Source organism: Anabaenopsis sp. NIES-4685 (assembly GCF_059725405.1).
This window is the reverse complement of the sequence record NZ_AP043602.1, coordinates 1,344,957-1,370,777: the sequence shown is the minus strand read 5'-3', so window position 1 is coordinate 1,370,777 and position 25,821 is coordinate 1,344,957. Positions and strand designations below refer to the sequence as shown.

Genomic DNA, 25,821 nt, shown 5'->3' with positions numbered 1-25,821 from the left:
CCCATTCCAGCGGGTGGATTCCCTCACATCGGTAATTTTAAATTGGAAGCGATGGCCGAAAAGTAAGCTTGAAAAATTGCTAAATTTTCCAGTTCCTCAAATTTACCTGTAACAGAGTCAGCGCCAAAAGCTGTAGTCATCACGTAAATAGCCGTACCGTCGAAGGTGACATGACTAATATGTAACTCTTCGACTCCACCCTCTGGACTGAGTCCCACAAACCCGTAGCGTATTCCCTGGAGTTTACCAACTAATGCGGGTTGTGGTGGGTAAGCTGAGAAAATAATTTTGTTTCCATGGACATCCCGACGGTCTTTGACAAAACTAGCGTTGAAATCAGCCACCCAAGTCTGGAGTGCAATTAATAACTTGTTTTGGTAATCAGGACTTTGGTAATCTAGCTGAGAACCCAGGGGAATACCCGCGTCTGTGAGATTTTTTTGAAATTTTTGATTTTCTTTCACCGGATAAACTCCGATTTCCACGGTACCCAAAAGTTTCCCTTGGGAAGAAACGCACAGCAGGGAGGGGTTTACCTGACAAGGGACAACTTCCCACCCCTTGGGTGTAGGTGTTTTACCCAAAATTTTCTGCCAGGTATTTCCTTCCATGGTACTAGAAGTAATTCCAGTAGTGGTTTGAGAAGGACTGCTGTGAGTTGTCTCTACTACAGAATTGGGCTTTTCTACTACCTCAGTAGAAAAATTAGGGAGAATAGTTTTTACTCCCAACGGGGTTAAAGCTAATAAAATAGCACCGAGAACAAGATGATAAACGCGCAACATTTTTCCTGATAATCTTGAGCCAAAACTTGCCGGGTAATTATATTCACCACACCCTGTAAATATAAAAGATATATATTTATGGCTATTAGTTCCGCCAATGCTTAAAGAGGCTAATCATCTTACAGGTTGAGCAAAAGTGAGATTATCAGTCCAATCACTCTGCCAAATCGATACAAAAATATACATTACCATAATTATATCCCCCCCAACATAAAGTAAATTTATAATGGGGGGGCTAAGGGTCATTTGGGAACTACTAAGGCAATGTTAGGGATTAGTAGCGTCCACCGCGACCCCCACCGCCACCGTCACGACGGTTGTTACCCCAGTTACCGCCGCCACCACCACGTGTGGAACTTCTTTCCTCACGTGGTTTAGCTTTGTTCACTTTTAAATCACGTCCCATCCACTCAGCACCATCAAGAGCCTCGATGGCGGTTGTTTCCTCTGCGTCTGATTCCATCTCTACAAAGGCAAAACCACGGGGACGACCTGTTTCCCGGTCGGTGGGTAACTGAACACGATTAACCTTTCCATATTCCTGAAAAGCTAGCTTCAGGTCATCTTCTGTCACCTGATAGGATAAATTGCCGACGTAAATTGACATAGAATGTCTCCGAATTCCGAGAAGTGTAGAGAGTTAGATTCGGAGAGGCGCTTTTTAGAAACCAAAAGGAGTTACTCCACCGAAAATAATCTTTATACCCACGAATATAGCACAGCATTTTTAAATCTTCTCAGGTTGATTCAGTTCATAGCTTTTAAGCTTAAGGATGGTACTTTTTTACTCACAGAGGGTAGTAAAAACTTAACTTTGACACTCTCTCATTAACTTTTCTGCGGTCTTACATAGCTGTTGATGATGTTCGCCATTACTCGCCAGCAAACCACCCCACTGATTAATATCTTGGGTGTTGTATTGCAACAAACTGCCATCGAAGTGAGTAAACTTACCACCAGCTTCTGTTAAAATTAGTTCAGGGGCTGCTATATCCCAGTCCTTAGGGGCAGATTTCCCGGAAAGGGAAATATAAATATCCGCCTGTTTTTCCAGGATTGTGGCAATTTTGCAACCTACACTACCAACAGATTTCTGATTTTGACAAGGTAAATTTTGTAATAAATAATCTAAAGGTTCATTGCGGTGAGAGCGACTGACCACTACAGTTAAATCTTCTATAGGCTTACCGGAACAGACCTGTATAGGAAAACATTGGTCACGGGTGGCGACAAAAGTACCCCCTCCCTTAGTCGCAAAGTATAACTTTTCAGCTTCCGGAATAGCAACTACAGCTAAAACTGGACGTGATTCCTGGACTAAGGCGATGTGAATCGCATAATCGCCAGTTTTTTGAATAAAATCTCGAGTACCATCTAACGGGTCAATAATCCAAACCCATGGAGAGGATTGCTTACCGAGTGGTGATTGATAGGTCTCCTCGCTGATATAGGCAAAATCTTGATTACCTAAAGCCCCTTGTAGCTCCTCGATAATATATCGACTCACAGCCACATCTGCAACAGTTACAGGCTCATTGTGTTTGTACTGTATATCAAGATCGGGATTTTTGGCAGTGCCATGATAATAAGACCTGAGTAGATCAGAAGCACCCCAACTAACTTCAAGAGCGATCGCCAATATTGCTTGTAAATCCTTCATTCCCCCCTCTTCATCTGTGTTCATCTGTGTTCATCTGTGGACAATTCCGAAACATCCATCCACCGACGAGTACCAAAAAATCGACAAGAATCAGCCGAAATTGTCGCAGATACTGCCAGGGCATCCATAAAACTGCCCTCTAAAATATAATGACAGAAAGCACCGTGAAAAATATCTCCCGCTCCCAGGGTATCAACAGCTCGAACCTGAGGGACATCCACAGCACCCATTCCAGTAGAACATAAATATGTAATGGGTTTCTCCCCGTGAGTAATAGCAATGTAGGGAATATTAAATTTACTCAGGTAAGTCAACACCTCAGCCTCGGTGTTGCAGTCAGGGGGATAGAAATTAGCCGAACACAGGGCATAATCAACAAAAGGTAAAACTTCCTCAAATCCTGGTTTCCAACTACCGCCATCAATGACTACTGGGATATTTTCAGCTTTAGCCATTGCCGCTATGCTTAGACCCACTGCCATTTGATGCCCATCAATTAATACAATATCAATATCTTGTAAAATATTTGCCGGGATAGATGCACTATTAGCTTGAGTTTTGGCTGCATTGAGAGAAATTACAGCTCTTTCACCTGTGCTTTGGGTGATAATAATGGAAGATACAGGTGGTGCTGTAGTCATACTAGGCTGAAGATCAGCGATCGCCACTTGATACTTTGCCAAATCTCCCCGAATCAGTTGGGTCATGGGATGACAACCCAGCACCCCCAAAAGTTGAGTTTGATTACCTAAATAACTAAAGGTGACAGCGGCATTGGTAGCCGGTCCACCAGCTGCTAAAGTATAGTCAGTAGCGACAATTTTCTGATTATTTCTAGGGGTAGAATCAGCGAGGTAAATTAAATCCAAAGTCATTAAACCCACAAATAAACCCCGGTGGGATCTGAGATTATTCATGTGTGTCACCTAACGCTAATTTTTTTTACTCATGCAGACTGAACCCAAACCAGGAACACTTTACATTGTTGCTACACCCATTGGCAACCTGGAAGATATGACTTTTCGGGCGGTGCGCATTTTGCAAACAGTAAATTTAATCGCCGCCGAAGACACTCGCCACACTGGGAAACTATTACAGCATTTTCAAATTAAAACCCCTCAAATAAGTTACCATGAACACAATCGCCAAAGCCGTATCCCGGAATTATTAGAGTATATGGCACATGGCCAGGCCATAGCTCTGGTGAGTGATGCGGGAATGCCGGGAATTTCTGATCCTGGTTATGAACTGGTGATAGCTTGTATTGATGCAGGAATAACAGTCGTGCCAATTCCTGGGGCCAGTGCGGTGATTACCGCTCTCAGCGCTGCTGGACTACCTACAGATAGATTTGTGTTTGAAGGCTTTCTTCCGGCTAAAGCAGCAAAACGGCGCGAGTATTTAGAGTCTCTGCAGACAGAATCCCGCACCTTAATTTTCTATGAATCTCCCTATCGTTTGCAAGAAAGTTTACAAGACTTGGCAACAGTCTGGGGCGGCGATCGCCAGATTGTGCTGGCACGGGAGTTAACTAAATTATACGAAGAATTTTGGCGGGGAACCATTGCCGAAGCTATCGCCCATTACAGCCAGCGTGAACCCCAAGGCGAATATACCCTAGTTGTGGCCGGAAATCCCCCCGTCCATCCCCAATTAACAGAGGAACAACTCAAAGCTGAATTACTTCAGATCATGACTCAGGGAATATCGCGATCGCAAGCTAGCCGGCAATTAGCAAAAATTACCTCTCTTCCTCGCCGTCAGCTGTATCAACTAGCCCTTTCTCTGGGCAATGATAACGAGCAATGATTATACCATAGATTTGGTGATTTAACAACTGTATATTCAGTGTAATTACAATTAATGAACTCAAATAGAAATTTAATAAATTGCCCCTAATGCGGACTGTACCTTGGGATGTTTGCCTGAGTTTGAGGCTAAAATTGCAGTGGAAAGTATTGATTATGAGGATGCGGTAAGAATGACCCAAGTCGTTCTAGGAGAAAACGAAGGTATTGATTCAGCTTTGCGTCGGTTTAAACGCCAGGTGTCTAAAGCTGGTATATTAGCTGATGTCAAGTTTCATCGCCACTTTGAAACACCTCTAGAAAAGCGCAAACGTAAGGCGGTATCAGCTAGACGTAAGCGAAGGTTTTAATAAACCTATTTAGGCTTGACCTAACATCAGCAATAGTACATTGCCTTAATTATTACATAAAATTTTTGGATATACCCCACCACATCTCAGAGGTGAGGGTATATTATTTTCACGGAGTTTATGGATAGACTGGGATATTGTGGCTATTACAACGATTCATCGCCTTTTCTACTCCCTGTTTCAGGCTAAATTCTACACACTCAACCACAAACTGAAGCACAAGAGATATCAGTTGACTTTCATCTGCAGAAAACTTGCCTAAAACATGAGAGATTGATTCAGACTTATCGCTATTACTGCCATCATTGGGTTTACCAATGCCGATGCGTAAACGCGGGAAGTTTTGGGTGTTAAGGTGGGAAATTGTACTCTTCATCCCATTGTGTCCCCCGGCCGAACCAGACAACCGTAAACGAGTTTTACCCAAAGGTAAATCCATATCGTCATAAATCACCAGCACTGACTCAGGAGGTAATTTATACCAACTAGTCACAGATTGAATGGACTGTCCAGAGCGATTCATATAAGTTAAAGGTTTGAGTAAGCGGACTTTACCCCTACCCGGGGCTATTCCCTCGCCATACTCACCCTGAAACTTGCGATTTTCCCCTAAAGGAATTTGCCAAGCACGAGACAGTGCATCTATAGCAGCAAAGCCAACATTATGGCGTGTTTGGTCGTACTTAGGCTCAGGATTTCCCAACCCGACAATTAGTTGGGGAATCACCAGAGATGGTTTCGTAACACTTTCTGTCATTATGCCTTAAATCAATTTTTTGGCTAGTCCTTCCCTAACTGATTGGGGAGGAACCGGCCGCATCCTGTTCAGATTTAGTGGCTTCGAGTTGCTTGGGTTCGATTTGTGCGGAAGTTTTCACAGCCTGTTCTATTTGTTCAGCTTCCCGTTTAAACTCGTTTTGAAACTCACTAGAAGCTTCTTGAAAACCCCGCACTGCTTTACCGAGACTACGACCAATTTCTGGTAACTTCTTGGGCCAAAAATCAACAAAGCCACTACCATAATCAGACCCATTTCCGGCAGACCGATACCAAATATATTCACGCCCTTTCTCCTATAAATAGACAATGCGGTCAAGTGAGGACGGGGAGAATCGAAATCAAAACTCCCCTTATGTATATCATGCTGACTTATTTAAGGCTAACGTTTTTGGTATAAAACCAAAAAAAAACCCGGACAAGCCGGGTACAGGTGCGCTGTATTGACTTAGCCGCCCAAAGAGCGCCAATCAACCATTACGTCCTGAATCAACAGAGACTTGTTGTAAACTTGCAAAATAATCAGCAGAAACACGAAAAATAGGAGCATAAAAACACCCATTAAAGGCGTAGTACCCCAACCGGGGGCAACCTTACCGTACTCAGAATTTAAAGGTTTGAGTATATCTCCCAACCTAGTGCGTTGTGCCATAGTTCACCTAAGATTCAGTTACCAAAGCTTTTTTTCATCTTCTGTAATATTCTACTATTACCACGAAGCGCCTGAGTCATAACTTTCCATAGGGAAAATAATTTTAGTGACAGCGAAACAAATGTTAAAATAAACAGTGCCAATCTAGGCCAAGTTTAACCATAATAGCACTCATAATTAATTCTTCATTTATGGACACCGCAACAATTGTTAGTATTTCCGTTGGCGCTGCCTTAGTTGCCATCACGGGTTATGCCATTTACATTTCCTTCGGTCCTCCTAGTAAGCAGTTAGCAGACCCCTTTGAAGACCACGAAGACTAGAGTGAGGGAACAGTGCGCAGGCTGTTTACTGTTCACTGTTCACCTCAAAACTGGCAATTTTCCAAGGTTCTATGATTGAGTTTTGCGGCTGGGATGATTTCGCTTCTAACAAATCTACAGCATTTCCCAAACTTAGCCCTAAATGACTCTGTAAACTTAACTGCGCTGTGTCTCCCTGACATTCATAACACCGGAGGATGAATTGCTGGGGGTTGTCCTCAGAGGGCTTGAAGGCCATTAAGATTAAATTGGCTGCGGATAAATTGAGGAAACTCACACTTTCACCGGGTGAGGGTGTAGCATCCTGAGTAGTGGGGGGATTGATAACTACTTGTAAGGGAATATTCAACTCATACCCACGCTGAACTGTGTTGGCTGTTTCCCAACTACCCCCGTGGGGATATAGGGCGTAAGTAAATTCATGTAGTCCTCTGTCTGTTTTTGGGTCAGGCCAGTTGGGACTGCGTAGCAGGGTAAGACGTAATTGATTGCTTTTACTATCGTAACCATATTTACAGTCATTAAGCAAGCTGACACCATAAATATTTACATAAATATTTACATTATTTACATTTACCTGAGTTTCCCCGGTTAAATCAGCCCAACGCAAGGCGGGAACCTCCCATTTAGCCTGTTCTGCGGGTGTTTGGGGGTGAGTAGGGCGACGAATGACACCGCAGGGAATTTCATAAGTTGCAAAATCAGCTTCTACATTTACAGGAAAGGCTGCTTTTACCATTACCTGATTTTCTTGCCAATTAACGGTGCTGGCAATTTTCAGCAATGGCGAACCAGCTTGTAAAATATAATCTTGGCAAAATTCCGATTTACCTAATTGACGCACCACCCGGACACGACTTTGTACTAGGCCTTGGTCTAACCATTCTAAAGATTTTAGTTGTGTGGGTGGTAGGGGATGTTGGGCATAATTTGGGTCAATATTCCAAGCATCCCAATATTGTCCGCTATCTTTAAAGGCTTGTAGTTGATTACCCGCGCCAGTTAAAACTTCTCGTTGATGGATTTTATCAAATACACTAGATAAATCTCCCGTGTCGGGATTAATTATCACCCGTAGAAATTCATTTTCTAAAGTCCAGTCGGGGGTGTTGGGGGGTTGGGGGGTTGGGGATGTGGGGGAAAGCCAAAAAATGCGGTAACCTACCGGGGGAATTTCAGGAGCTAGAAACAGGAGTTTTCTGTCTGCTGATATTTGAGAAGTAATTGGCTGTCCTGAAAGGTTGTAGACTTGCCATTGTGGGTGAGATTCAGGTAGTGTGACACAGACAACCTCAGAACGTTGCCAATTGAGAGCATTGAATATAAATATCGGTTGTGATTCGGGATGCGGGGGAGGGGGTAGAATGGTTTGGGAGGCGATCGCTAATAAAGATTCTTGTAATATCTTTGTTCCTACTGCTTCCACTTGCTGCCATTCTGGGAGTGCATCTTGATAAACTTGGGTAATGGAGGAACCAGGTAAAATATCGTGAAACTGGTTAAATAAAACTTGTTTCCAAGCCTTTTCGATTTCAAGGGGATAGGTCACCCCACAGATCAGGGAGGCTAAACTAGCAAATAATTCTGCTTGATATAATAAATTTTCACAGCGTCGATTGTACCGTTTTTGGTCTGCATGGGTAGTGTAGCAACCGCGATGAAATTCTAAATATAGTTCGTCATTCCAGGTAGGTAGAAGGTTGTTAGCTTGCTCCTGGATTTGCTGTAAATACTTTTGTGAGGTGGTAAACTCTAAATCTGGGAAAACAGCAGACTTTTGCCAGCGTTGGGCAGTTTCTAGCATATCACGGGTAGGCACCGCCGCCATGGTCACCCACACCGGGAAGCCACAGGGACTGTTTAAAACCGGTTTTGCTTTGCCATTCATCAGCGTATGTTGCCATTTGTACCGGGTCAATACCTTGACCGATAAGTGCGGACATCATACTAAAGATTTGACTACCATCAGGCGATCGCCACCAAAAAGCGTCATAATCAAATTGGCTAGTATCATTCCAGCGTAACTTTTGAGTCACAAAAAACTCAACACCAGCATTTACTAGAAACTGGGGTAAAGTCGCACAAAAACCAAAACTATCCGGTAACCAAGCTACCGGGGACAACTTACCAAACTTAGCTTGGATATAACGCTGACCATACAACAGCTGACGTACAATAGACTCACCAGAAATCAAATTTAATTCCGGTTCCACCCACAAACCCCCCACAACCTCCCAGCGTCCAGCTGCTACCTGGGCTTGAATTTGACTAAACAAATCTGGGCGATGTTCCTCCACCCAAGCATAAAGGGCTGGGGTAGAATGACAAAAAATCAACTCTGGAAAATCAGCCTGTAACCGCAAAACCGACTCAAAAGTATTTTGCGCCGCTTTCCAAGTGTCGCTCACCGGCCAAAGCCATGCTAAATCTAAATGAGCATGACCTAATAAGTAGATTTTAGGATTTAAACTGTTGATCAACCCCGATAAACGGTGATAAACTTCCCGTAGCTCCTTGTTGGCGCTCTGTGTCCCCTGGGGTTTGTTACCTCCGCCAACCCCTGCGCCAAATCAACCAAACGTTCCGGCGCAAACTTTGCTAAAAACAGTTGTACCACCGCCAACTCATCAGCCATAAAACCCGGATCTGGATGATCATCATCATTAGACTGATAAACAAGATGCGATCGCACCAAAGCACCATCATCATGTCCCGGACTGACTAAACGTATAGTCACAACAAATTCATCCCCAGCCTTCACCCCTTGACTTAGCAGCACCCTGGGGAACAATCAAATAAATCTCCCTGTAGCACTAACTCCCCATTCACATAAATCTCAGCCACATCGGCCCACCACACCAAAGCCAAGCGTAAAGACAAACCCGCTACAGAATAACCCTGTAAATTTTCGGGAACTACAAACTTTTGCAGCAACCAGAGCACCTTTTTACCCCTTGTCCAAGCAATATGGGCTTTAGCATTGGGATTTACAGGTTTCCCCACTGAGAGTTTAGATATATCAATTTCAGTAATCTGACAGTCACATTCCCAACCTACCCAACCTGACTGGACATTTACCTGAGAATAAGAGCGCAGTTGCTCAATAGTTGCCAAAATAAATTCAGTGTGAGATTTTGACATGGGGAGGGTCATATTTTCGATAAAATCAGGTTAACTACATATATTATTCTTGGGGGGGGAGTCTCACCACTCAACAAGACTCAAAAAAAGCAAATCACCATTATTTATTATGTCTGGTTCTCTGGGTCGTTATCAAAGTAGACTACTAAATTTTGTCCACCTGCAAACTCGGCGGTTGACACAAAAGTGGGATCACACCTTCCGACATTTGCAAGTTGCAAGTAAGTGGAGTCTGGAAATATTGCTTTACCCCCTCTACCAATTATTTCATCCCACAGAATTAGCAAATAAAACTTTAGAGGCTAAATCACCACCCAGACTGAAGTTACAACCGCAAGAGCCTAAATCTGACGCACCCATTCAACGAGTGCTAGAAGCAGTCAGAAGTTTACCTTCTGACTCTGAATCTGCACCTGTGAGATTTTTCCGGTTTTTGCGGTCAAAACTTGGGCGTTATCTCCCTACCCCACCCATAAAATTTTCTGATGGCGATAGGGTGGCGTTACCTATAAATGAACGTAACATATGGCTAGGGAATGGTAGTAGGAGGATAACCACCCCACCCTATCAGGTTATTCAGGGAATTGCTACACACTTGGTAAGTCGTAATTTGGTACTTGTTACTACTGAGAATAAAATTTTAGATATTCTCACACCCAACCAACAAGCAAAATTAGCCGCCAGGATAATCTTTGAATTAGAAAATTCTCAACAACCTTGGCAGTTACCTGAAAATGAAACAAAGAGTCAATTAATTAGCAAGATTAAATATATTTTAGCAACAATTACCGGCATAAGTAAAGTAAATATACCAGCTTTGCCGGAAAGTAGACCAAATAATTCATTTCCAACTAATAAATTAATTTCCTGGTTGGATACATCTGTGGCTAAATGGGAAACCAAGGCTTTGTTACCTATACAAAAGCGCAGTCAAGAGATGATCGCAATTGCTCAAACGGAGCTAAAAATATTGATTTATGGCAAACCAGAGGATATAGCAGTCAATGCTGATAGTTTAGAAACTAATAAACTGAATATTAGGGATTTAATTGCAGCTGCAATTAATTACTTTTTTGGGGGAAATAAACATAGAAAACTGGAAAAATCACCGGAAAAAATTCTGGCAAAATACCCTGATTCAGAAGATTTAGTCGGAGATTCCTGGTTAGATTTCCATGATTTGTTTAGTCATGATCCGACAGTCATATCCCCAAGTGGGTCTGATAGTCAGATCCAGACCAAATCTCCTTGGTTGCAAAGGTATGTAAAAACCTCTCCAGGGGTTAATTCCCCAGCTACAACTGAGAATAAGTACCATAACCTGGAATTTGCGCCAGACTGGATAGAAGTTCCCGCAACTTTTATGGGGTATGATAAGCACCCTTTAGAGCAACTGCTACAGTGGCTAGATAAAATTATACTATGGATTGAGGAAATCATTGTGAAAGTTTTGCAGTGGTTACAAAACTTATGGCGTGGGAAGTGATCTTCTCCTGAACTACCAGAACATATGATTGAGAAAATGACGCAAAATCTTAATTCCTTTTGGTTCTACATAGTCAGTGGGTAACAGACTCAGTAAAGCGTTTTGTAAGGTCTCTAATGCTGAATCTACTTCCTGACGCTTGATTCTGGAAGTTGGGTCAAAATATAATGGTTCCCCGAAGCGTACAGTTAACTTTTTGCCTAAATACAGGTCTTGTGTACCAATTATTACCACTGGTACTATAGGTACACCAGCCCGCAAAGCGTAAATTACTGTTCCTCGCTTCAGAGGATGTAACTGACCCTCTGTGCTTCCTAAGCGTCCTTCGGGAAATACAACTAGTCCGTTACCACGGGATAACAAACCCTGGACTATGCGGTTGATTTTTCGCAGGGTGGGGATATCCTCCCCGGTGGGTACATTCTCCTCAATTGCTTGAGCGAGTTCTAGAAGGTCTTGTCGTTGGTGCTTGTTCGCTTCTATGACTGCGACTTCTTCTTTCCAGATACGTTCTAAAGGAATCACACCACCCACAAAGCCCAATATAAAACGCTTCCACAACTTGTTATAAAGAGTCCGAGCATCACCCAGAACGTAGTAGTGGGGATGGGTGGGGAGTTCCCCGAGCAGTAGTAAGGGGTCGATATGGTGGAGATGGTTCGCTGCGAGGATAGCTGGTTTTTCCGGTATTCTCTCCAGGTTTTCCACCCGTACGCGAAACAAAGTATGGATGAAAGTTCGCAATACCCAACGACGCACCAGGGGATGAATTTTAGTTTCTGGATGTCCTTGACTAATAACTTCCAGACCCTGAAGAACTTCTTTGATTATATCCCGTACAGCGCGATCGCTGGCAGCAGCTACACCTTCTTTTACCCGCTCAATCGTTGCGGGGGTTAAATCAGCTGAGTCTTGCACAAAATACTTGTTAGTAGAAATTTTAATCAAACCTCTTGGAACTCATGAGTTAATCATAATTCTTGATGTTCAAATAAAAGTTAACCTCCCGATTTAATTACTATTGATATCAGGGGAAAAATAGACTACTGAGCATTGGGAGTTTTTTACCACTAACACAGGTGTTCCCTTCACTGCTCCATGAGTGAGAGTACAAATTTTATACAGGTTTTCACAATCAAAAATAGCTAAAACTAGCTCTTGACCGGTGAGATATGGAAATGGTAAAGGTCTACCCACCTCAGATTCCATCTTGACACCGTTCTCAATCCAGCTTAACTTCCAAATCCGCTTTTGAGTAATTGGAGCTTGGGCGAATTGAGCAATCTTGTGATAAACATCTTCCGCTCTGGTATGGTCATTAGCAGCGGGAATAAAAAATTTCATGGGTTTTCCTCAGCGTCAGTTAATTTCAGCTACCAAGGTAACCTACTTCCATCCCAAGAGAAAAATTGACCGCTGTGACCTTCTTCCAGTTGTGAAATCACCTGTAAGAGTTGCTTAACCGTACGTTCTACAGAGAATAACTTGTCTTTGGTGACATTTGTTTGAAATGGACGGGATAGACTTGTATCTGTTGTCCCAGGATGTAAAGTAACTAATAGCGTTTTAGGGGAACTTCTCCCATACTCAATTGCTGCTGTCCGCATAAACATATTCAGTGCGGTTTTAGAAGCACGATAACCATACCAACCACCCAGTTGGTTGTCGCCAATACTAGCTAATTTAGCAGAAATACTCGCAAAAACGCTGGGTTCAGGATGGCGGAATAAGGGTAAGAGGTGTTTAGCCAATAGAATAGAACCAATACTATTAACTTGGAAGTAGCGCAGTAAATTTTCTGAATTAATTTGTCTTAAACTTTTTTCAGGTTGTAAGGTGTCGTCGTGTAATATTCCGACACAGTTAATTACTAAGTGTAACCGGTTGACTTTGGCTTTGATGTGTTGGATAACTGCGACAATTTGGGACTCTTGGGTAATATCCATGGATAAACAAGTTAATTTATCAGCATATTGGTTTTGTAAAGCGATTAATTCCCCTGCTGTTTCTCTTTGACGATAGGTTGCATAAATTTTTTTAATTCTACTATCTTGCAATAAATTTTTCACAAAACCCAAACCTATCCCCTGACTAGCACCAACAATTAAGGCATTAGCAGCATTAAGATAATTTCCAAAAGCCATTTATTTCATCTTGATTAATAGAGGATTAATATAACCTATTTTACCCCATCTGTGTTTATCGTTGGTAACTTTCTCAGGATTATCTGGGATTAAATCTGTAGGGTAAAAGGGGGTAATCTACCCACACCATAAGATTTACTTACCAATACAGAATTTACTAAAAATTCTATCCAATACAGATTCTGTAACTTGCTCTCCGGTAATTTCTCCTAATGCTTGAATTGCACCTCGTAAGTCGATTGTCCAGAAATCCAGGGGTAATTGTGCAGCTATTGTCATTTGCACTTGTTCTAAAGATATTTTGGCTTTAGTTAAAGCTGCGGCTTGTCGTTGGTTGATGGCTAAATCTAAATTAGCAGCTTGTATTTTTCCGGTTTGAACTATCTTTAAAATCGCTGTTTCTAAAGCATCAATTCCTTGATTTTTAGCCGCTGCTGTGGTAACAATTTCCTCAAGATGAACAGGATATTTACTAGATACACTAAATGTAGTTTCTAGTAAGTCAATTTTATTAACCACTAAAATCAAGGGACGGTCTTTTACTTGTTGGTAAATTTCCTCGTCATCCTCTGTCCATCCCGCAGCAGCATCAATGGTGAATAATACCAAATCAGCAGCACTAGCAGCACGACGCGATCGCTCTACGCCAATTTTTTCTACTTGGTCTACGGTTTCCCTAATTCCAGCTGTATCCAGGACTTGTACAGGTATCCCCCCCACCACTAGCTGGGACTCCACTACATCCCTGGTAGTACCTGGTAAATCAGTGACAATAGCGCGATCGCTCTGACTCCAAGCATTTAATAAGCTGGACTTACCGACATTTGGTCGTCCCACAATCGCCACTTTTAAACCTGTTCGCAGCAGTTCACCTTGATCTTTAGTGGCTAATAATTTACTAATTTCGGCAGCAATTTGATTAATCTGTGATATGATGCCTTTATCATCCAGGGGGGGTAGGTCTTCCTCAAAGTCAATCCTGGCTTCAATTTCTGCCAGAATATCTAAACAGTCAGCGCGTAACTGTCGGATGGGATGAGCCAATTTTCCCTGTAAACCAGCTAAAGCAGTTTGAGCAGCTTGGGGCGATCGCGCTCCCACTAAATCAGCTATACTTTCGGCTTGGGTTAAATCTAGTCGTCCATTTAAAAAAGCCCGGAGAGTAAATTCTCCTGGGTGAGCCAGTCTAGCACCCTGTTCTAAACACAGTTGTAAGACTTGCTGCACTGTAATCATACCACCATGACAATGGAATTCTACCACATCCTCACGAGTATAAGAACGGGGTGCTGCCATGATTAATAATAAAGCTTCATCTACCAATTGTTGGGTCTGGGGATGACGGATATAACCGTAAAGGATGCGGTGACTTTCCCAAACCTGACCCCCAGGAGCGTAAAATAGGGTTTGAGCGATCGCCATTGCTTGGGAACCAGATACCCGTACAATATTAACGCTACCTTGTTGGGGAACCACAGCCGTAGCGATGGCGGCGATGGTTCCAGTAATAGCTAGGAGTTCTGACATGAGCGCCCTTTTTAGCAAAAAATTGTATATATATATATGCTCTTAGAGTAGCAAGAGTTTGAGATCATATATTTTCACTAGAGAGGAATTCACTATGGAACAAAAAATCAATTGTGCCGAAGCCTGCGTTAATGGCTGCGTTTTAGGGGATAATTGCCCCAATATCGAATTTAGAGAAGCCACAAGCAAATTTATTCAAGAAACTTCCTTAGACCAAATGCTGGCGATCGCAGAAGAACGCCTGCGCAAGAAAATCATGGAACCACCTCAATGGGTTTTTCCTGATAGCGATAGCTGAAGGTAAATCATAGATTCCAAAATTAAGCCTGTGGGTAGAGATGTGATTACCTGCGTCTCTACCAGTATTTTTACCGCGTTTGAAATATATTTTGTACCATTTTTTTATCTGTACTGGCTGCAGCTTGATCTAATGCGGTAATTTCGCCAGAGTCTAACCGCCATCCTAAAGCACCAATATTCTCCCGTGCTTGTTCCACACTTTTCGCACCGGGGATGGGAATGGTTCCCTTACAAATACACCAGTTAATTGCTACTTGAGACATAGTTTTATTTCTAGATTTTGCCACTTCCCGCAAACATTCCACCAGCGATCGCACTCCTGGTAATAGTTGTCTGAATAATAAACCCCGGATACCAGGGGGTAAATTCCCAGTTTCTGTATATTTTCCAGTTAATATCCCCAATGCTAAAGGACTATAGGCGATTAATTTAATCCCCAATTGATCACAAACATCTTTGAGACCTAATTCAGTCACCGGATAGGTAGATAGTAGAGAATACTGGACTTGTAAAGTCTTAATGGGAACGCCCCGGGCGGCAAATTTTTGATGTACAAATTGTAAACGTCTCGGTCCATAATTAGATAAGCCCACCCCCTTAACTAATCCTTGTGCGTATAAATCAGCTAAACCATCTAACAAACCTGATTCTTGCCAAGGTGCATAATTAGCTGTAGACCAGTGCATCTGCACTAAATCAACATTTTTACCCAAGCGTTGAGCCGATGACTGACAAGCTTTGACCATTGATTGAGCTGTCCATCTCCAAGGATAAGCCGCCAACTTGGTCGCAATGCAGATATGATCTTGATTTGCACCTTGATATTCTTTGGTAAATCGTCCCAGGAGTGACTCACTGCGTCCGTTTAATCTTCCAGTTCCGTAGGAATCACCTGTATCAAACAAAGTTACACCACTGCTCACACACAGGTTAAACACAGCTTGTAACTGTGCATCCATGCTTTGATTATATCCCCAGAGTAGTTGATTACCCCATGCCCAAGTACCGCAACCCATCAGGGGGAGAGATAGTTTTTCGCTGCTGTGCATATTGACTGTTTCTATACCTCTATGGTTATCACAATTCATTATGGAGGAGAACACCGAAAAGGCGATCGATTGATTATCCTGTGTTACCTGTGTACTGAGTTTTTTATGGTTTACCCCACCCTACCCTATCAAATAGTAACCCTAGATACGAAAAATATTTATCTAATATCTATCTTTAGATAGATGACATAAGTCATCTTAATGGCTATAAATATAAGGCCGGCTTCAAAATATATGTATGATAAAAATTTACATATACTAGTAAGCCTACAAGCGAATTTAAGTCAAACAAATTTTTGGAGTAATCCAACTACCGAGGAGCACTCGGAAAGTTAACGCGCTTAGGAGAGAACCACCTCTGGGTTAAGTACCGCAAGGTGTCTAGTCTAAGTGCACTGGTTGAACCAAGAATCTCCGGGGATTCAGCCCGGAGAGTGTCAATAAACCGTGATTGATTAGCCTTTAAAGAAATCCCCGTATGAAATTTGGAATTGACATAGGACACAACTGTCCTCCCCGTGATACTGGTGCAGTAGGTATAAAAAGAGAGGATGTCCTAACTAAAGATGTAGGCACTCGCCTGATGCAAAAATTAACTGCATTAGGTCACAGTGTGATCAATTGCACTCCTAGCACCGCCACCTCATCACCTGATTCTCTTCGTCAACGAGTTAATAAAGCTAACGCCAATCAAGTAGACATCTTTGTGTCTATACATTTCAACGCGTTTTCTCCTACAAATGCTCCCAGAGGTTCAGAAGTTTTCGCCATTAGCAATGCTTCCCAAGCTATTGCTCGCAGAGTGCTCAATGAAATTGTCAAACTAGGATTTAAGGACAGAGGAGTTAAAAGCAAGCCCGCATTTTTTGTCATCAAGAATACTTCCATGCCGGCGATTCTGGTAGAATGTTGCTTTATTGATTCCAAAGCCGATATGGATCTGTTTGATGCCCAAAAAATGGCCGAAGCGATCAAAGTTGGCTTAGTCGGTAAAGATGCTCCTCCACCTCCCCCAGAGGATACCAGTTTACCTGGTACGTTAATCATTAAACAGTCAACCATCCTCAAACCTTCTACAGATCAATCCTCAGACTTACTCCCAGAAACTTTAGAAAATATTGTTCCGGGGGAATATCCCTTTTTAGATGCTCGTTTGGAAGAAAGACATTATTGGGTGAAATGGCCAGACGACAGTATCAAGGGACGGGATGAACATTTTATCTTTGAAGAACACGCGGAATTAAAAGCCTAAAATTGTCTTATATTTGGGGTAGAAATAGAGCTACCCCAAAAACAGTTTATACGCCAGATTCTGGCTTTCATCCCAATAACGATAACCAAGGGTATCTAAAAATGCTTGCCATTCCTGCATTTCCTGGGGAGGTACTTGCATTCCTACCACAATTCGCCCGTAATCTGCCCCATTGTTACGGTAGTGGAACATACTAATATTCCAGTTAGGACTCATAGAACCGACAAACTTCATTAAAGCGCCGGGACGTTCGGGGAATTCAAACCGGTAGAGTAATTCATTATGAGCTAGGGGAGAATGTCCACCCACCATGTGGCGCAGGTGTAATTTTGTCAGTTCATCATCGGTTAAGTCAATGGTTTTAAAACCATAAGTTTCAAAGGTTTCTACCATTTTGACTGCATCAGCACGGTTTTGGATTTGTACACCGACAAAAATATGGGCTTCTTTTTCGTCGGCTATGCGATAATTAAATTCAGTCAGATTGCGATCGCCTATACATTGACAAAACTTCCGCAGACTACCCTGTTCTTCGGGAATAGCTACTGCAAAAATAGCCTCACGACGTTCGCCAAATTCGGCGCGTTCCGCCACAAACCGCAGACGGTCAAAGTTCATATTAGCACCGCAAGCTACAGCAATCAAGGTTTTTCCCTGAATTTGTTCTCGTTCAGCGTAGGCTTTAGCAGCGGCGATCGCTAATGCACCCGCCGGCTCTAAAATTGAACGTGTATCTTCAAACACATCTTTAATTGCCGCACAGGTATCATCTGTATCTACTAAAATAACTTCATCTACATAATTCTGACATAAACGAAAGGTTTCTGCACCCACTTCTCGTACCGCCACCCCGTCAGCAAATAAACCCACCTGGGGTAAACGTACACGATGTCCCGCCTTCAGCGATTGTGACATAGCGTCAGCATCCACAGGTTCAACACCGATGATTTTAATTTCCGGACGCAATCGTTTAACATAAGCTGCAATTCCCGAAATCAAACCACCGCCACCAATAGCCACAAAAATTGCATGGATGGGTTGCTGGTATTGCCGTAAAATCTCCATCCCAATTGTTCCCTGTCCAGCAATCACTTCAGGATCATCAAAGGGATGAATAAAAGTCAATCCTTTTTCTGCCTCCAACTCACGAGCATAAGCGTAGGCATCATCATAGGTATTACCATATAATACCACCTCTCCCCCCTAGCTTTCACCGCATCTATTTTAACTTGGGGAGTAGTCACCGGCATGACAATAATTGCTCGCGCACCTAACCGACTAGCAGCCAAAGCCACACCCTGAGCATGATTCCCCGCAGATGCGGCAATTACACCTTGAGCCAGTCGTTCTGGTGTCAGATTTACCATCTTGTTATAAGCACCCCGCAGCTTAAAAGAAAACACTGACTGCATATCTTCCCGCTTCAGCAAGAGATTATTATTCAGTCGTTTTGAGAGATTAGGGGCATATTCCAGGGGGGTTTCCTGGGCAACATCATACACACGAGCAGTCAGAATTTGTACCAGGTAATCGCAATACATGGGGCTTATAGATGCGGTGATTTCAAGATAGATTCTTAATTTTACCTTTACTTGTGTACCTAGGTTGCAGAAAACTCTGAGGTTTAATACCAATTCTCTATGAAGCGGATAGCCTAGTCATCTATCCCAGTCAACCGTCAACCGTCAACAGTCAACCGTCATCACAGTTATAATCAAATCAACCTATACTTAAACTTTTATGACTAAATGGTTTAACACCGCAGGCCCTTGTCAACCAGATATACACTATACCCTACCCACCAGTGAACGCTTACCAGAGTTAAAACGCCTGATTGCGCAGCGCAATTACTTTGTCATCCATGCACCCAGACAAACCGGTAAAACTACTGCCATGCTCACCCTAGCACAGGAATTAACAGCCAGTGGTAAGTACACCGCCGTCATGGTATCTGTAGAGGTGGGGGCGGCTTTTCCAGATAAACCAGATATTGCCGAATTAGCCATTTTAGACGCTTGGCGGGGTGCTATTAGTTACAGGCTACCGGATGAATTACAACCCCCTAAATGGCCTGATGCTGCTGTAGGGCGACGAATTGGAGCAGCATTAGAATCATGGGCAAAGGTTTCATCCCTTCCTTTAGTGGTGTTTATTGATGAAATCGATGCTTTAGCTAATGAAACCTTAATTGCTATATTACGACAAATTCGTGATGGTTATCCCAATCGCCCCCAAGGTTTCCCCCAATGTGTAGCCTTAATCGGGATGCGGGATGTACGTGATTATAAGGTAGCCTCTGGTGGTAGTGATAGGTTAAATACCTCTAGCCCCTTTAATATCAAGGTAGAATCTATAACCTTAAGTAATTTTACCTTAGAAGATGTAAAGAATCTATATGAACAACACACCGCAGCCACCGGGCAAATCTTTACCCCCGCAGCCATTCACCACGCCTACTATTTAACCCAGGGTCAACCTTGGTTAGTTAATGCGATCGCCCGTCAAGTTACAGAGTATTTAGCAGAAGATGTAAATATTCCCATCACTGTAGATTTAATCAATCAAGCTAAAGATATCTTAATTCAAAGGCAAGACACCCATTTAGATAGTCTCGCCGAGCGACTGCGAGAAGATAGGGTAAAAGCAATTATTCAACCCATGTTAGCCGGTGACGAGTTAGGCAATGTTCCTGATGATGATTTACGCTATGTCCTAGATTTAGGTTTATGTAACCGGGATAGAGGTGGTGGAATTGAAATTGCTAATCCTATTTACAGAGAAGTTTTTCCTAAAACTTTAGCCAATGTCACAATTGCTTCCTTAACATCTGTTAAACCCACCTGGTTAACACCTACTGGTAAACTCGATGCAATAGCATTGTTAGAGTCATTTCTAGACTTTTGGCGACAACACGGAGAGCCATTATTTAAAAGTACCCCTTACCCAGAAATAGCCCCCCACTTAGTATTAATGGCATTTTTACACCGTGTCGTCAATGGTGGTGGGAGCTTAGAGCGGGAATACGCCATTGGCTCTGGGAGGATGGATATATGTTTAAGGTATGGGGATGTGGTCTTAGGGATGGAATTAAAGGTATGGAAACAGGGTAAACCCGACCCCTTACCCAAAGGATTGATACAATTAGATAAGTATTTATCAGGACTCAATCTAAATACAGGATGGTTAGTAATATTTGACCGCCGCCCTGATTTACCGCCCATCAGCGATCGCACCACCACCGAAATAACCCAGAGTCCCCAAGGCAGAAATATTACAGTCATTCGGGGGTAGGTTTGGATTTGTTGACGGTTGACTGTTGACGGTTGACTGTTGACTGTTGACTGGGAAGAGGTGTGACCATCAACAGCCATTAGCCGGGGAATAAATTAAGCGTCTAATAGCAAAAGTCCACTAAAAGTGGACTGGTAGGTTAGATATAATACTCTAGGCAATGATTGTTAACCCTATTTATAAAGTTATATTTAACACCCAGTCGGATTTATCCGACTTTAGCTATTAGACAGGGGTTTCTAACCCCTGGCTCCCCGTGGTCGTAGCTCTTAAACCCCGACCCGTCAACCGTCAACCGTCAACCGTCAACCGTCAACCATGAACAGCCACTTATTTACCCCAGCAACTCAGAGATAAAAGCATTAATCTCCGCTCCTGTGTTTCTCGGTCCTGTGAGTTCACTGGTAAATAGATTAAAGGAAGTTTGTAAAATCGCATCCACATTAGGGTTATTCTTAAGTAACAACCCTTGGTTAATTAAGAAAATATCCCCCCCTGTGACTTGCTCATTACCATCAACGTCAAAGGCTAATCTGTTCACCCCATTAGTAATCGCATTCCTCAAAGCAGCACCGGTGGTATTTGTAGCTCCCACGGTTTCAGTGCTAAACAGATTAAAAGAACTTTGTAAAATCGCATCCACATTCGGATTATTCCGTAACAGCAGATATTGGCTAATAAACAATAAATCAGCACCTGTGACCCTACCGTTACCGTCAATATCGGCGGCCAGTCCACTGACTGTGACCGAAGGTACTCCTAAGACATCCACACCAGGGTTACCACTGCTAGCAGCAAAGTTAACTTTAGTTTCCCCATTAAAACCAGCTGTGGTGGTAAAGGGAATATTCACAAAGACGCTATCACTGTTAGTAGACTCAAGAGGGCTAATAGTCAGAATCAATTCCTTATCAGTGTTAGGGTCATTATCAGCATCTGCTGTGTCATCAATGATGGTTTTGCTAACTATAGTCCCCACAGAACTAGACAGATTAACATCCTCAGAGTTAATATTCAGTTCAGAATTATCAAAGTAAATTGAAAATCCTGCAAAAGATATCTGAGAATCGTTAAAGTTATCAACACGATAGTTTAAGGTGATATCTCCCCTTCCTGGTGTAACCTTGTTGCTTTCAGGATTAATCACCAGTTGAGGGGGATTTGTTAAATCATCATCGAGAATTGTCCCCGCAGCAGTAGCAGTGGTAATAGTAGCGTTACTGGGGTTAGATAGGCTAACGGTAAAGGTTTCATTTGGTTCTGCTACGGTATCACCACTGACATTGACTGTAATTTCTTGAGATGTTTCCCCCGCTGCAAAGGTGACAGTACCCGTGGGAAGATTTCCCCCAAAGTCGGCGGCGTTGGCGGGGTTGAATTCTGTACCTGTTACGGCCCAGTTAACTGTGCTGATACCTGTGGTATTTCCTGTGCGGGTAACTGTGAAGGTCAAGGGGGTAGTTCCGGTGTTCCCTTCTAACCTGATGGCGTTGGTGGGGGTGATGTCTAGGTTCGCATCATCATTGAGGATTGTCCCGGTAGCAGTACCCGTGGTAATAGTGGCGTTGCTGGGGTTAGATAGGGTAACGGTAAAGGTTTCGTCCGGTTCTACTACCCTATCACCACTGACATTGACTGTAATTTCTTGAGATGTTTCCCCTGCAGCAAAGGTGACTCTACCTGTGGGGAGAGTTCCGCCAAAGTCGGCGGCGTTAGGGGGGTTGGTTCCTGTATATGTCACCGTCCAGTTAGCAGTGCTGGTAACATTAGTGTCCCCTATGCGGGTCACTGTGAAGGTGAAGGGGGTAGTACCTGTGTTCCCTTCTGATTGTACTGCATTAGTGGCGGCTATGGATAAAGTAGGGTTAGTTTCCTCAACTATCAGCTTAGTGATAAAAGCATCACCATTCCCACTATTAGTTTCCCCATTTAGGTCGCCAAAGGTAGAACCAGCTACATAAATATAACCATCAACACCTATGGTCAGGGCATTGGCTTGGTTACCGCTATCACTTCCTAACTGCTTTGTCCACAACCAAGTACCATCAGTGTTATACTTAGCGATAAAGGCATCGACACTGTTATTATTAGTTTGCCCATCTAGGTTACCTCCGGTAGAACCGGCGACATAGATAGAGCCATCAAGTCCTGTGACCAGGGCTTTGGCTTGGTTACCGCTACCAGTTCCTAAAAGCCTTGTCCATATCCTAGTACCATCAGTGTTATACTTAGCGACAAAAACATCCCCATTCCCACTATTAATTTGCCCATCTAGGTCGCCTCCGGTAATACCAGCCACATAGATAGAGCCATCAAGTCCTGTAGTCAGGGCATGGGCTATTTCCCCACTGGTAGTTCCCAATAGCCTTGTCCATACCCTATTACCATCAGTGTTGTACTTAGTGATAAAGGCATCACCACCCCCACTATTAACTTGCCCACCTAGGTTGCCTCCGGTAATACCAGCCACATAGATAGAGCCATCAAGTCCTGTGGTCAGAGCATGGGCTATTTCTTGCGTGCTTCTATTACTAGATGAAAACTGTATTCTCCATATCTCAGTACCATCAGTGTTGTGCTTATTGACAAACGGACCCGCGTAAATACTATCACCACTCTTCCAATTTCCATCACTAATACCAGTAACATAGATAGAGCCATCAGGTCCCGTAGTCAAGGCATTGGCTCCGTCCTGCTGGGTAGTTCCCAATAGCTTTGTCCATTCCCTAGTGCCATCCGGGTTGTACTTAGCGATAAAGGCATCCCCAGCCCCACTATTGGTTTGCCCATTTAGGTTACCTTCGGTATAACCAGCAACATAGATAGAGCCATCCACCCCGGTGGTTAGGGCATGGGCTATGTCCCCGCTGGTAGTTCCCAATAGCTTTGTCCATGACCTAGTGCCATCGGGTTGGTACTTAGCGATAAAGGCATCCCCAGCCCCACTATTGGTTTGCCCATCTAGGTTACCTTCGGTATAACCAGCAACATAGATAGAGCCATCCACCCCGGTGGTTAGGGCATTGGCTATGTCCCCGCTGGTAGTTCCCAATAGCTTTGTCCATTCAATAATCATAAATTTCTCCTCACTTAATACCTGCAAAAACCTTACCTTTAGGCGATGATCGCCGTTGAAAACCAAAAAACTGAGATTTTAACTTAAAATACGTAAATTGTTAAGTATGTGTTTTTTTTTACATTAAACATCAAATTATCAGATTTAAATAAGTTTGTCATCCATCTAAAGATAGATTTTTGAGGAAGCCAGGGCATAAATTAAGAGTCTGATAGCTAAAGTCATTAGCCAGGGGTTAAAAACCCCTGTCTGATAGCTAAAGTCCACTGAAAGTGGACTAGTGGGTTATCTAGAATACTCTACCGTCAACCGTCAACAGTCAACAGCCATTAACCGGGGAATAAATTAAGCGTCTGATAGCGAAAGTCCACTAAAAACTGGTAGGTTATATATCATACTCTAAGCAATGATTGTTAACCATAATTATAATGTTATATTTAACACTCAGTCGGATTTATCCGACTTTAGCTATTAGACAGGGGTTTCTAACCCCTGGCTCCCCGTGGTCGTAGCTCTTAAACCCTGACCCGTTAACCCTCAACCGTTAACAATCATAGGAGTTATAATCAAATCAACCTATACTTAAACTTTTATGACTAAATGGTTTAACACCGCTGGCCCTTGTCAACCGGATATACACTATACCCTACCTACCACCGAACGGTTACCAGAGTTAAAACGCCTGATTGCGCAGCGCAATTACTTTGTCATCCATGCACCCAGACAAACCGGTAAAACTACTGCCATGCTCACCCTAGCACAGGAATTAACAGCCAGTGGTAAGTACACCGCCGTCATGGTATCTGTAGAGGTGGGGGCGGCTTTTCCAGATAAACCAGATATTGCCGAATTAGCCATTTTAGACGCTTGGCGGGGCGCTATTAGTTACAGGCTACCCAATGAATTACAACCCCCTAAATGGCCTGATGCTCCTGTAGGGCGACGGATTGGAGCAGCATTAGAATCATGGGCAAAGATTTCATCCCCTCCTTTAGTGGTGTTTATTGATGAAATCGATGCTTTAGCTAATGAAACCTTAATTGCTATATTACGACAAATTCGCGATGGTTATCCCAATCGTCCCCAAGGTTTCCCCCAATGTGTAGCCTTAATCGGGATGCGGGATGTACGTGATTATAAGGTAGCCTCTGGCGGTAGTGATAGGTTAAATACCTCTAGCCCATTTAATATCAAGGTGCGCTCTCTAACTTTGAGTAATTTCACTTTAGAAGAGGTAAAAAGTCTATACGCACAACATACCACAGCCACAGGGCAAATCCTTACCCCCGAAGCCATTAACCACGCCTATGATTTAACCCAGGGTCAACCTTGGTTAGTCAATGCTTTAGCTAAGGAAGTCACAGAGTATTTAGCAGAAGATGTGAATATTCCCATCACAGTAGATTTAATCAATCAAGCTAAAGATATCTTAATTCAAAGACAAGACACCCATTTAGATAGTTTAGCCGAGCGACTGCGGGAAGATAGGGTAAAAGCAATTATTGAACCTATTTTATCTGGGGAAGAATTACCCAACACACCGGAAGACGATCGCCGTTATCTGTTAGATTTAGGTTTAGTAATTCGCAGTAAAGAAGGTGGGTTAAAGGTAGCTAACCCCATTTATCAAGAGGTCATCCCCAAGGTGTGACCCAGGGTACTCAAGATAGTTTACCGATGATTCAACCTAGTTGGTTAACACCCACAGGGGAATTAAACCCCCAAATTCTGTTAGAAACCTTTTTAGACTTTTGGCGACAACACGGGGAACCATTATTTAAAAGTACCCCTTACCCAGAAATAGCCCCCCACTTAGTATTAATGGCATTTTTACACCGGGTGGTTAATGGTGGTGGGAGCTTAGAGCGGGAATACGCCATTGGCTCCGGGAGGATGGATATATGTTTAAGGTATGGGGATGTGGTCTTAGGGATGGAATTAAAGGTATGGAAACAGGGTAAACCCGACCCCTTACAGCAAGGATTGATACAATTAGATAAGTATTTATCAGGACTCAATCTAAATACAGGATGGTTAGTAATATTTGACCGTCGCCCTGATTTACCGCCCATCAGCGATCGCACCACCACCGAAATAGCCCTGAGTCCCCAAGGCAGAAATATTACAGTCATTCGGGGGTAGGTTTGGATTTGTTGACGGTTGACTGTTGACGGTTGACTGTTGACTGTTGACTGGGAAG

At 43.1% G+C, this 25,821-nt stretch carries 20 protein-coding genes and 4 pseudogenes; 8 read left to right on the top strand and 16 right to left on the bottom strand.

Annotated elements, in window-relative coordinates:
• Positions 1-23 precede the first annotated feature (23 nt).
• From AC6IZ0_RS06000 to AC6IZ0_RS05985, 4 genes are all read right to left on the bottom strand, one after another.
• Positions 24-785 (bottom strand): hypothetical protein, encoded by a 762-nt coding sequence (locus AC6IZ0_RS06000; protein WP_497725431.1) that lies wholly within the window; start codon positions 783-785, stop codon positions 24-26.
• A 274-nt stretch (positions 786-1,059) separates the two neighbouring features.
• Positions 1,060-1,392, bottom strand: a complete 333-nt coding sequence (rbp, locus tag AC6IZ0_RS05995) for an RNA-binding regulator (RefSeq protein ID WP_497725429.1) — start codon at positions 1,390-1,392, stop codon at positions 1,060-1,062.
• 201 nt (positions 1,393-1,593) lie between these two features.
• A complete protein-coding gene (locus AC6IZ0_RS05990; protein WP_280793187.1) occupies positions 1,594-2,445 on the bottom strand; it encodes a 3'(2'),5'-bisphosphate nucleotidase CysQ family protein in 852 nt (283 codons plus the stop codon).
• A gap of 20 nt (positions 2,446-2,465) precedes the next feature.
• Entirely contained in the window at positions 2,466-3,362 is an 897-nt protein-coding gene (locus AC6IZ0_RS05985) for a sugar kinase (protein WP_271732661.1), read from the bottom strand.
• A gap of 31 nt (positions 3,363-3,393) precedes the next feature.
• Here AC6IZ0_RS05985 and rsmI point away from each other — a divergent pair, with 31 nt between their 5' ends.
• A complete protein-coding gene (rsmI, locus tag AC6IZ0_RS05980) occupies positions 3,394-4,254 on the top strand; it encodes a 16S rRNA (cytidine(1402)-2'-O)-methyltransferase (protein WP_497725428.1) in 861 nt (286 codons plus the stop codon).
• 172 nt (positions 4,255-4,426) lie between these two features.
• On the top strand, positions 4,427-4,603 hold the full coding sequence (gene rpsU / locus AC6IZ0_RS05975) for a 30S ribosomal protein S21 (protein WP_200990068.1): 177 nt from the start codon (positions 4,427-4,429) through the stop codon (positions 4,601-4,603).
• A gap of 118 nt (positions 4,604-4,721) precedes the next feature.
• Here the strand turns inward: rpsU and pth are convergent, their stop codons facing one another.
• From pth to psbH, 4 genes and pseudogenes are all read right to left on the bottom strand, one after another.
• Positions 4,722-5,360 carry an aminoacyl-tRNA hydrolase gene (gene pth / locus AC6IZ0_RS05970; RefSeq protein WP_271732657.1) on the bottom strand — a complete coding sequence of 213 codons (639 nt, stop codon included), beginning with the start codon at positions 5,358-5,360 and terminating at the stop codon, positions 4,722-4,724.
• Between the two features lie 34 nt (positions 5,361-5,394).
• Complete coding sequence (locus AC6IZ0_RS05965; protein WP_497725427.1) at positions 5,395-5,556, bottom strand: Sec-independent protein translocase family protein; 162 nt, start codon at positions 5,554-5,556, stop codon at positions 5,395-5,397.
• An 18-nt stretch (positions 5,557-5,574) separates the two neighbouring features.
• Positions 5,575-5,658, bottom strand: a pseudogene (locus AC6IZ0_RS05960) (hypothetical protein); the annotation flags it as partial.
• Positions 5,659-5,828: 170 nt separating this feature from the next.
• On the bottom strand, positions 5,829-6,032 hold the full coding sequence (gene psbH, locus AC6IZ0_RS05955; protein ID WP_200988973.1) for a photosystem II reaction center phosphoprotein PsbH: 204 nt from the start codon (positions 6,030-6,032) through the stop codon (positions 5,829-5,831).
• Between the two features lie 191 nt (positions 6,033-6,223).
• On the opposite strand from psbH, the gene psbN reads away from it, so the two are divergent.
• Positions 6,224-6,355: a photosystem II reaction center protein PsbN gene (psbN, locus tag AC6IZ0_RS05950; RefSeq protein ID WP_200988972.1), complete on the top strand. Its 132-nt coding sequence runs from the start codon at positions 6,224-6,226 to the stop codon at positions 6,353-6,355.
• 25 nt (positions 6,356-6,380) lie between these two features.
• Here the strand turns inward: psbN and AC6IZ0_RS05945 are convergent.
• Positions 6,381-9,508 (bottom strand): annotated as a pseudogene (locus AC6IZ0_RS05945) (alpha-mannosidase).
• A gap of 97 nt (positions 9,509-9,605) precedes the next feature.
• Here AC6IZ0_RS05945 and AC6IZ0_RS05940 point away from each other — a divergent pair.
• Positions 9,606-10,982, top strand: coding sequence for a hypothetical protein (locus AC6IZ0_RS05940; RefSeq protein ID WP_497725425.1), 1,377 nt, complete (start codon positions 9,606-9,608; stop codon positions 10,980-10,982).
• A 12-nt stretch (positions 10,983-10,994) separates the two neighbouring features.
• On the opposite strand, the gene AC6IZ0_RS05935 is transcribed toward AC6IZ0_RS05940, so the two are convergent.
• The 4 genes from AC6IZ0_RS05935 to mnmE form a co-directional block, all read right to left on the bottom strand.
• Positions 10,995-11,930 carry a lysophospholipid acyltransferase family protein gene (locus AC6IZ0_RS05935; RefSeq protein WP_497725424.1) on the bottom strand — a complete coding sequence of 312 codons (936 nt, stop codon included), beginning with the start codon at positions 11,928-11,930 and terminating at the stop codon, positions 10,995-10,997.
• Between the two features lie 63 nt (positions 11,931-11,993).
• Positions 11,994-12,326: a hypothetical protein gene (locus tag AC6IZ0_RS05930; protein ID WP_497725423.1), complete on the bottom strand. Its 333-nt coding sequence runs from the start codon at positions 12,324-12,326 to the stop codon at positions 11,994-11,996.
• Between the two features lie 29 nt (positions 12,327-12,355).
• The gene (locus tag AC6IZ0_RS05925; RefSeq protein ID WP_497725421.1) at positions 12,356-13,126 is read right to left on the bottom strand and encodes an SDR family NAD(P)-dependent oxidoreductase; all 771 of its coding nucleotides are present in this window, start codon (positions 13,124-13,126) and stop codon (positions 12,356-12,358) included.
• A 135-nt stretch (positions 13,127-13,261) separates the two neighbouring features.
• Positions 13,262-14,653 carry a tRNA uridine-5-carboxymethylaminomethyl(34) synthesis GTPase MnmE gene (mnmE, locus tag AC6IZ0_RS05920; protein ID WP_497725420.1) on the bottom strand — a complete coding sequence of 464 codons (1,392 nt, stop codon included), beginning with the start codon at positions 14,651-14,653 and terminating at the stop codon, positions 13,262-13,264.
• A 94-nt stretch (positions 14,654-14,747) separates the two neighbouring features.
• Here mnmE and AC6IZ0_RS05915 point away from each other — a divergent pair, with 94 nt between their 5' ends.
• Positions 14,748-14,951: a hypothetical protein gene (locus tag AC6IZ0_RS05915; protein ID WP_200988967.1), complete on the top strand. Its 204-nt coding sequence runs from the start codon at positions 14,748-14,750 to the stop codon at positions 14,949-14,951.
• Positions 14,952-15,021: 70 nt separating this feature from the next.
• On the opposite strand, the gene AC6IZ0_RS05910 is transcribed toward AC6IZ0_RS05915, so the two are convergent.
• On the bottom strand, positions 15,022-16,002 hold the full coding sequence (locus AC6IZ0_RS05910) for an aldo/keto reductase (protein WP_497725419.1): 981 nt from the start codon (positions 16,000-16,002) through the stop codon (positions 15,022-15,024).
• A 478-nt stretch (positions 16,003-16,480) separates the two neighbouring features.
• Between AC6IZ0_RS05910 and AC6IZ0_RS05905 the strand changes: the two genes are divergently transcribed.
• Positions 16,481-17,254 (top strand): N-acetylmuramoyl-L-alanine amidase, encoded by a 774-nt coding sequence (locus tag AC6IZ0_RS05905; RefSeq protein WP_497725418.1) that lies wholly within the window; start codon positions 16,481-16,483, stop codon positions 17,252-17,254.
• 30 nt (positions 17,255-17,284) lie between these two features.
• Here the strand turns inward: AC6IZ0_RS05905 and ilvA are convergent.
• A pseudogene (gene ilvA, locus AC6IZ0_RS05900) lies at positions 17,285-18,795 on the bottom strand (threonine ammonia-lyase, biosynthetic).
• 199 nt (positions 18,796-18,994) lie between these two features.
• Between ilvA and AC6IZ0_RS05895 the strand changes: the two are divergent.
• On the top strand, positions 18,995-20,545 hold the full coding sequence (locus tag AC6IZ0_RS05895) for an AAA family ATPase (protein WP_497725417.1): 1,551 nt from the start codon (positions 18,995-18,997) through the stop codon (positions 20,543-20,545).
• A gap of 334 nt (positions 20,546-20,879) precedes the next feature.
• On the opposite strand, the gene AC6IZ0_RS05890 is transcribed toward AC6IZ0_RS05895, so the two are convergent.
• Positions 20,880-23,621, bottom strand: coding sequence for a Calx-beta domain-containing protein (locus tag AC6IZ0_RS05890; RefSeq protein ID WP_497725416.1), 2,742 nt, complete (start codon positions 23,619-23,621; stop codon positions 20,880-20,882).
• Between the two features lie 592 nt (positions 23,622-24,213).
• Here AC6IZ0_RS05890 and AC6IZ0_RS05885 point away from each other — a divergent pair.
• A pseudogene (locus AC6IZ0_RS05885) lies at positions 24,214-25,763 on the top strand (ATP-binding protein).
• Positions 25,764-25,821 lie beyond the last annotated feature (58 nt).

Bases quoted from the DNA above. Each gene is read 5' to 3' on its own strand.
- AC6IZ0_RS06000 (WP_497725431.1), bottom strand. From the start codon at position 785: ATGTTGCGCGTTTATCATCTTGTTCTCGGTGCTATTTTATTAGCTTTA.
- rbp (WP_497725429.1), bottom strand. From the start codon at position 1,392: ATGTCAATTTACGTCGGCAATTTATCCTATCAGGTGACAGAAGATGAC.
- AC6IZ0_RS05990 (WP_280793187.1), bottom strand. From the start codon at position 2,445: ATGAAGGATTTACAAGCAATATTGGCGATCGCTCTTGAAGTTAGTTGG.
- AC6IZ0_RS05985 (WP_271732661.1), bottom strand. From the start codon at position 3,362: ATGAATAATCTCAGATCCCACCGGGGTTTATTTGTGGGTTTAATGACT.
- rsmI (WP_497725428.1), top strand. From the start codon at position 3,394: ATGCAGACTGAACCCAAACCAGGAACACTTTACATTGTTGCTACACCC.
- rpsU (WP_200990068.1), top strand. From the start codon at position 4,427: ATGACCCAAGTCGTTCTAGGAGAAAACGAAGGTATTGATTCAGCTTTG.
- pth (WP_271732657.1), bottom strand. From the start codon at position 5,360: ATGACAGAAAGTGTTACGAAACCATCTCTGGTGATTCCCCAACTAATT.
- psbH (WP_200988973.1), bottom strand. From the start codon at position 6,032: ATGGCACAACGCACTAGGTTGGGAGATATACTCAAACCTTTAAATTCT.
- psbN (WP_200988972.1), top strand. From the start codon at position 6,224: ATGGACACCGCAACAATTGTTAGTATTTCCGTTGGCGCTGCCTTAGTT.
- AC6IZ0_RS05940 (WP_497725425.1), top strand. From the start codon at position 9,606: ATGTCTGGTTCTCTGGGTCGTTATCAAAGTAGACTACTAAATTTTGTC.
- AC6IZ0_RS05930 (WP_497725423.1), bottom strand. From the start codon at position 12,326: ATGAAATTTTTTATTCCCGCTGCTAATGACCATACCAGAGCGGAAGAT.
- AC6IZ0_RS05925 (WP_497725421.1), bottom strand. From the start codon at position 13,126: ATGGCTTTTGGAAATTATCTTAATGCTGCTAATGCCTTAATTGTTGGT.
- mnmE (WP_497725420.1), bottom strand. From the start codon at position 14,653: ATGTCAGAACTCCTAGCTATTACTGGAACCATCGCCGCCATCGCTACG.
- AC6IZ0_RS05915 (WP_200988967.1), top strand. From the start codon at position 14,748: ATGGAACAAAAAATCAATTGTGCCGAAGCCTGCGTTAATGGCTGCGTT.
- AC6IZ0_RS05910 (WP_497725419.1), bottom strand. From the start codon at position 16,002: ATGCACAGCAGCGAAAAACTATCTCTCCCCCTGATGGGTTGCGGTACT.
- AC6IZ0_RS05905 (WP_497725418.1), top strand. From the start codon at position 16,481: ATGAAATTTGGAATTGACATAGGACACAACTGTCCTCCCCGTGATACT.
- AC6IZ0_RS05895 (WP_497725417.1), top strand. From the start codon at position 18,995: ATGACTAAATGGTTTAACACCGCAGGCCCTTGTCAACCAGATATACAC.
- AC6IZ0_RS05890 (WP_497725416.1), bottom strand. From the start codon at position 23,621: ATGATTATTGAATGGACAAAGCTATTGGGAACTACCAGCGGGGACATA.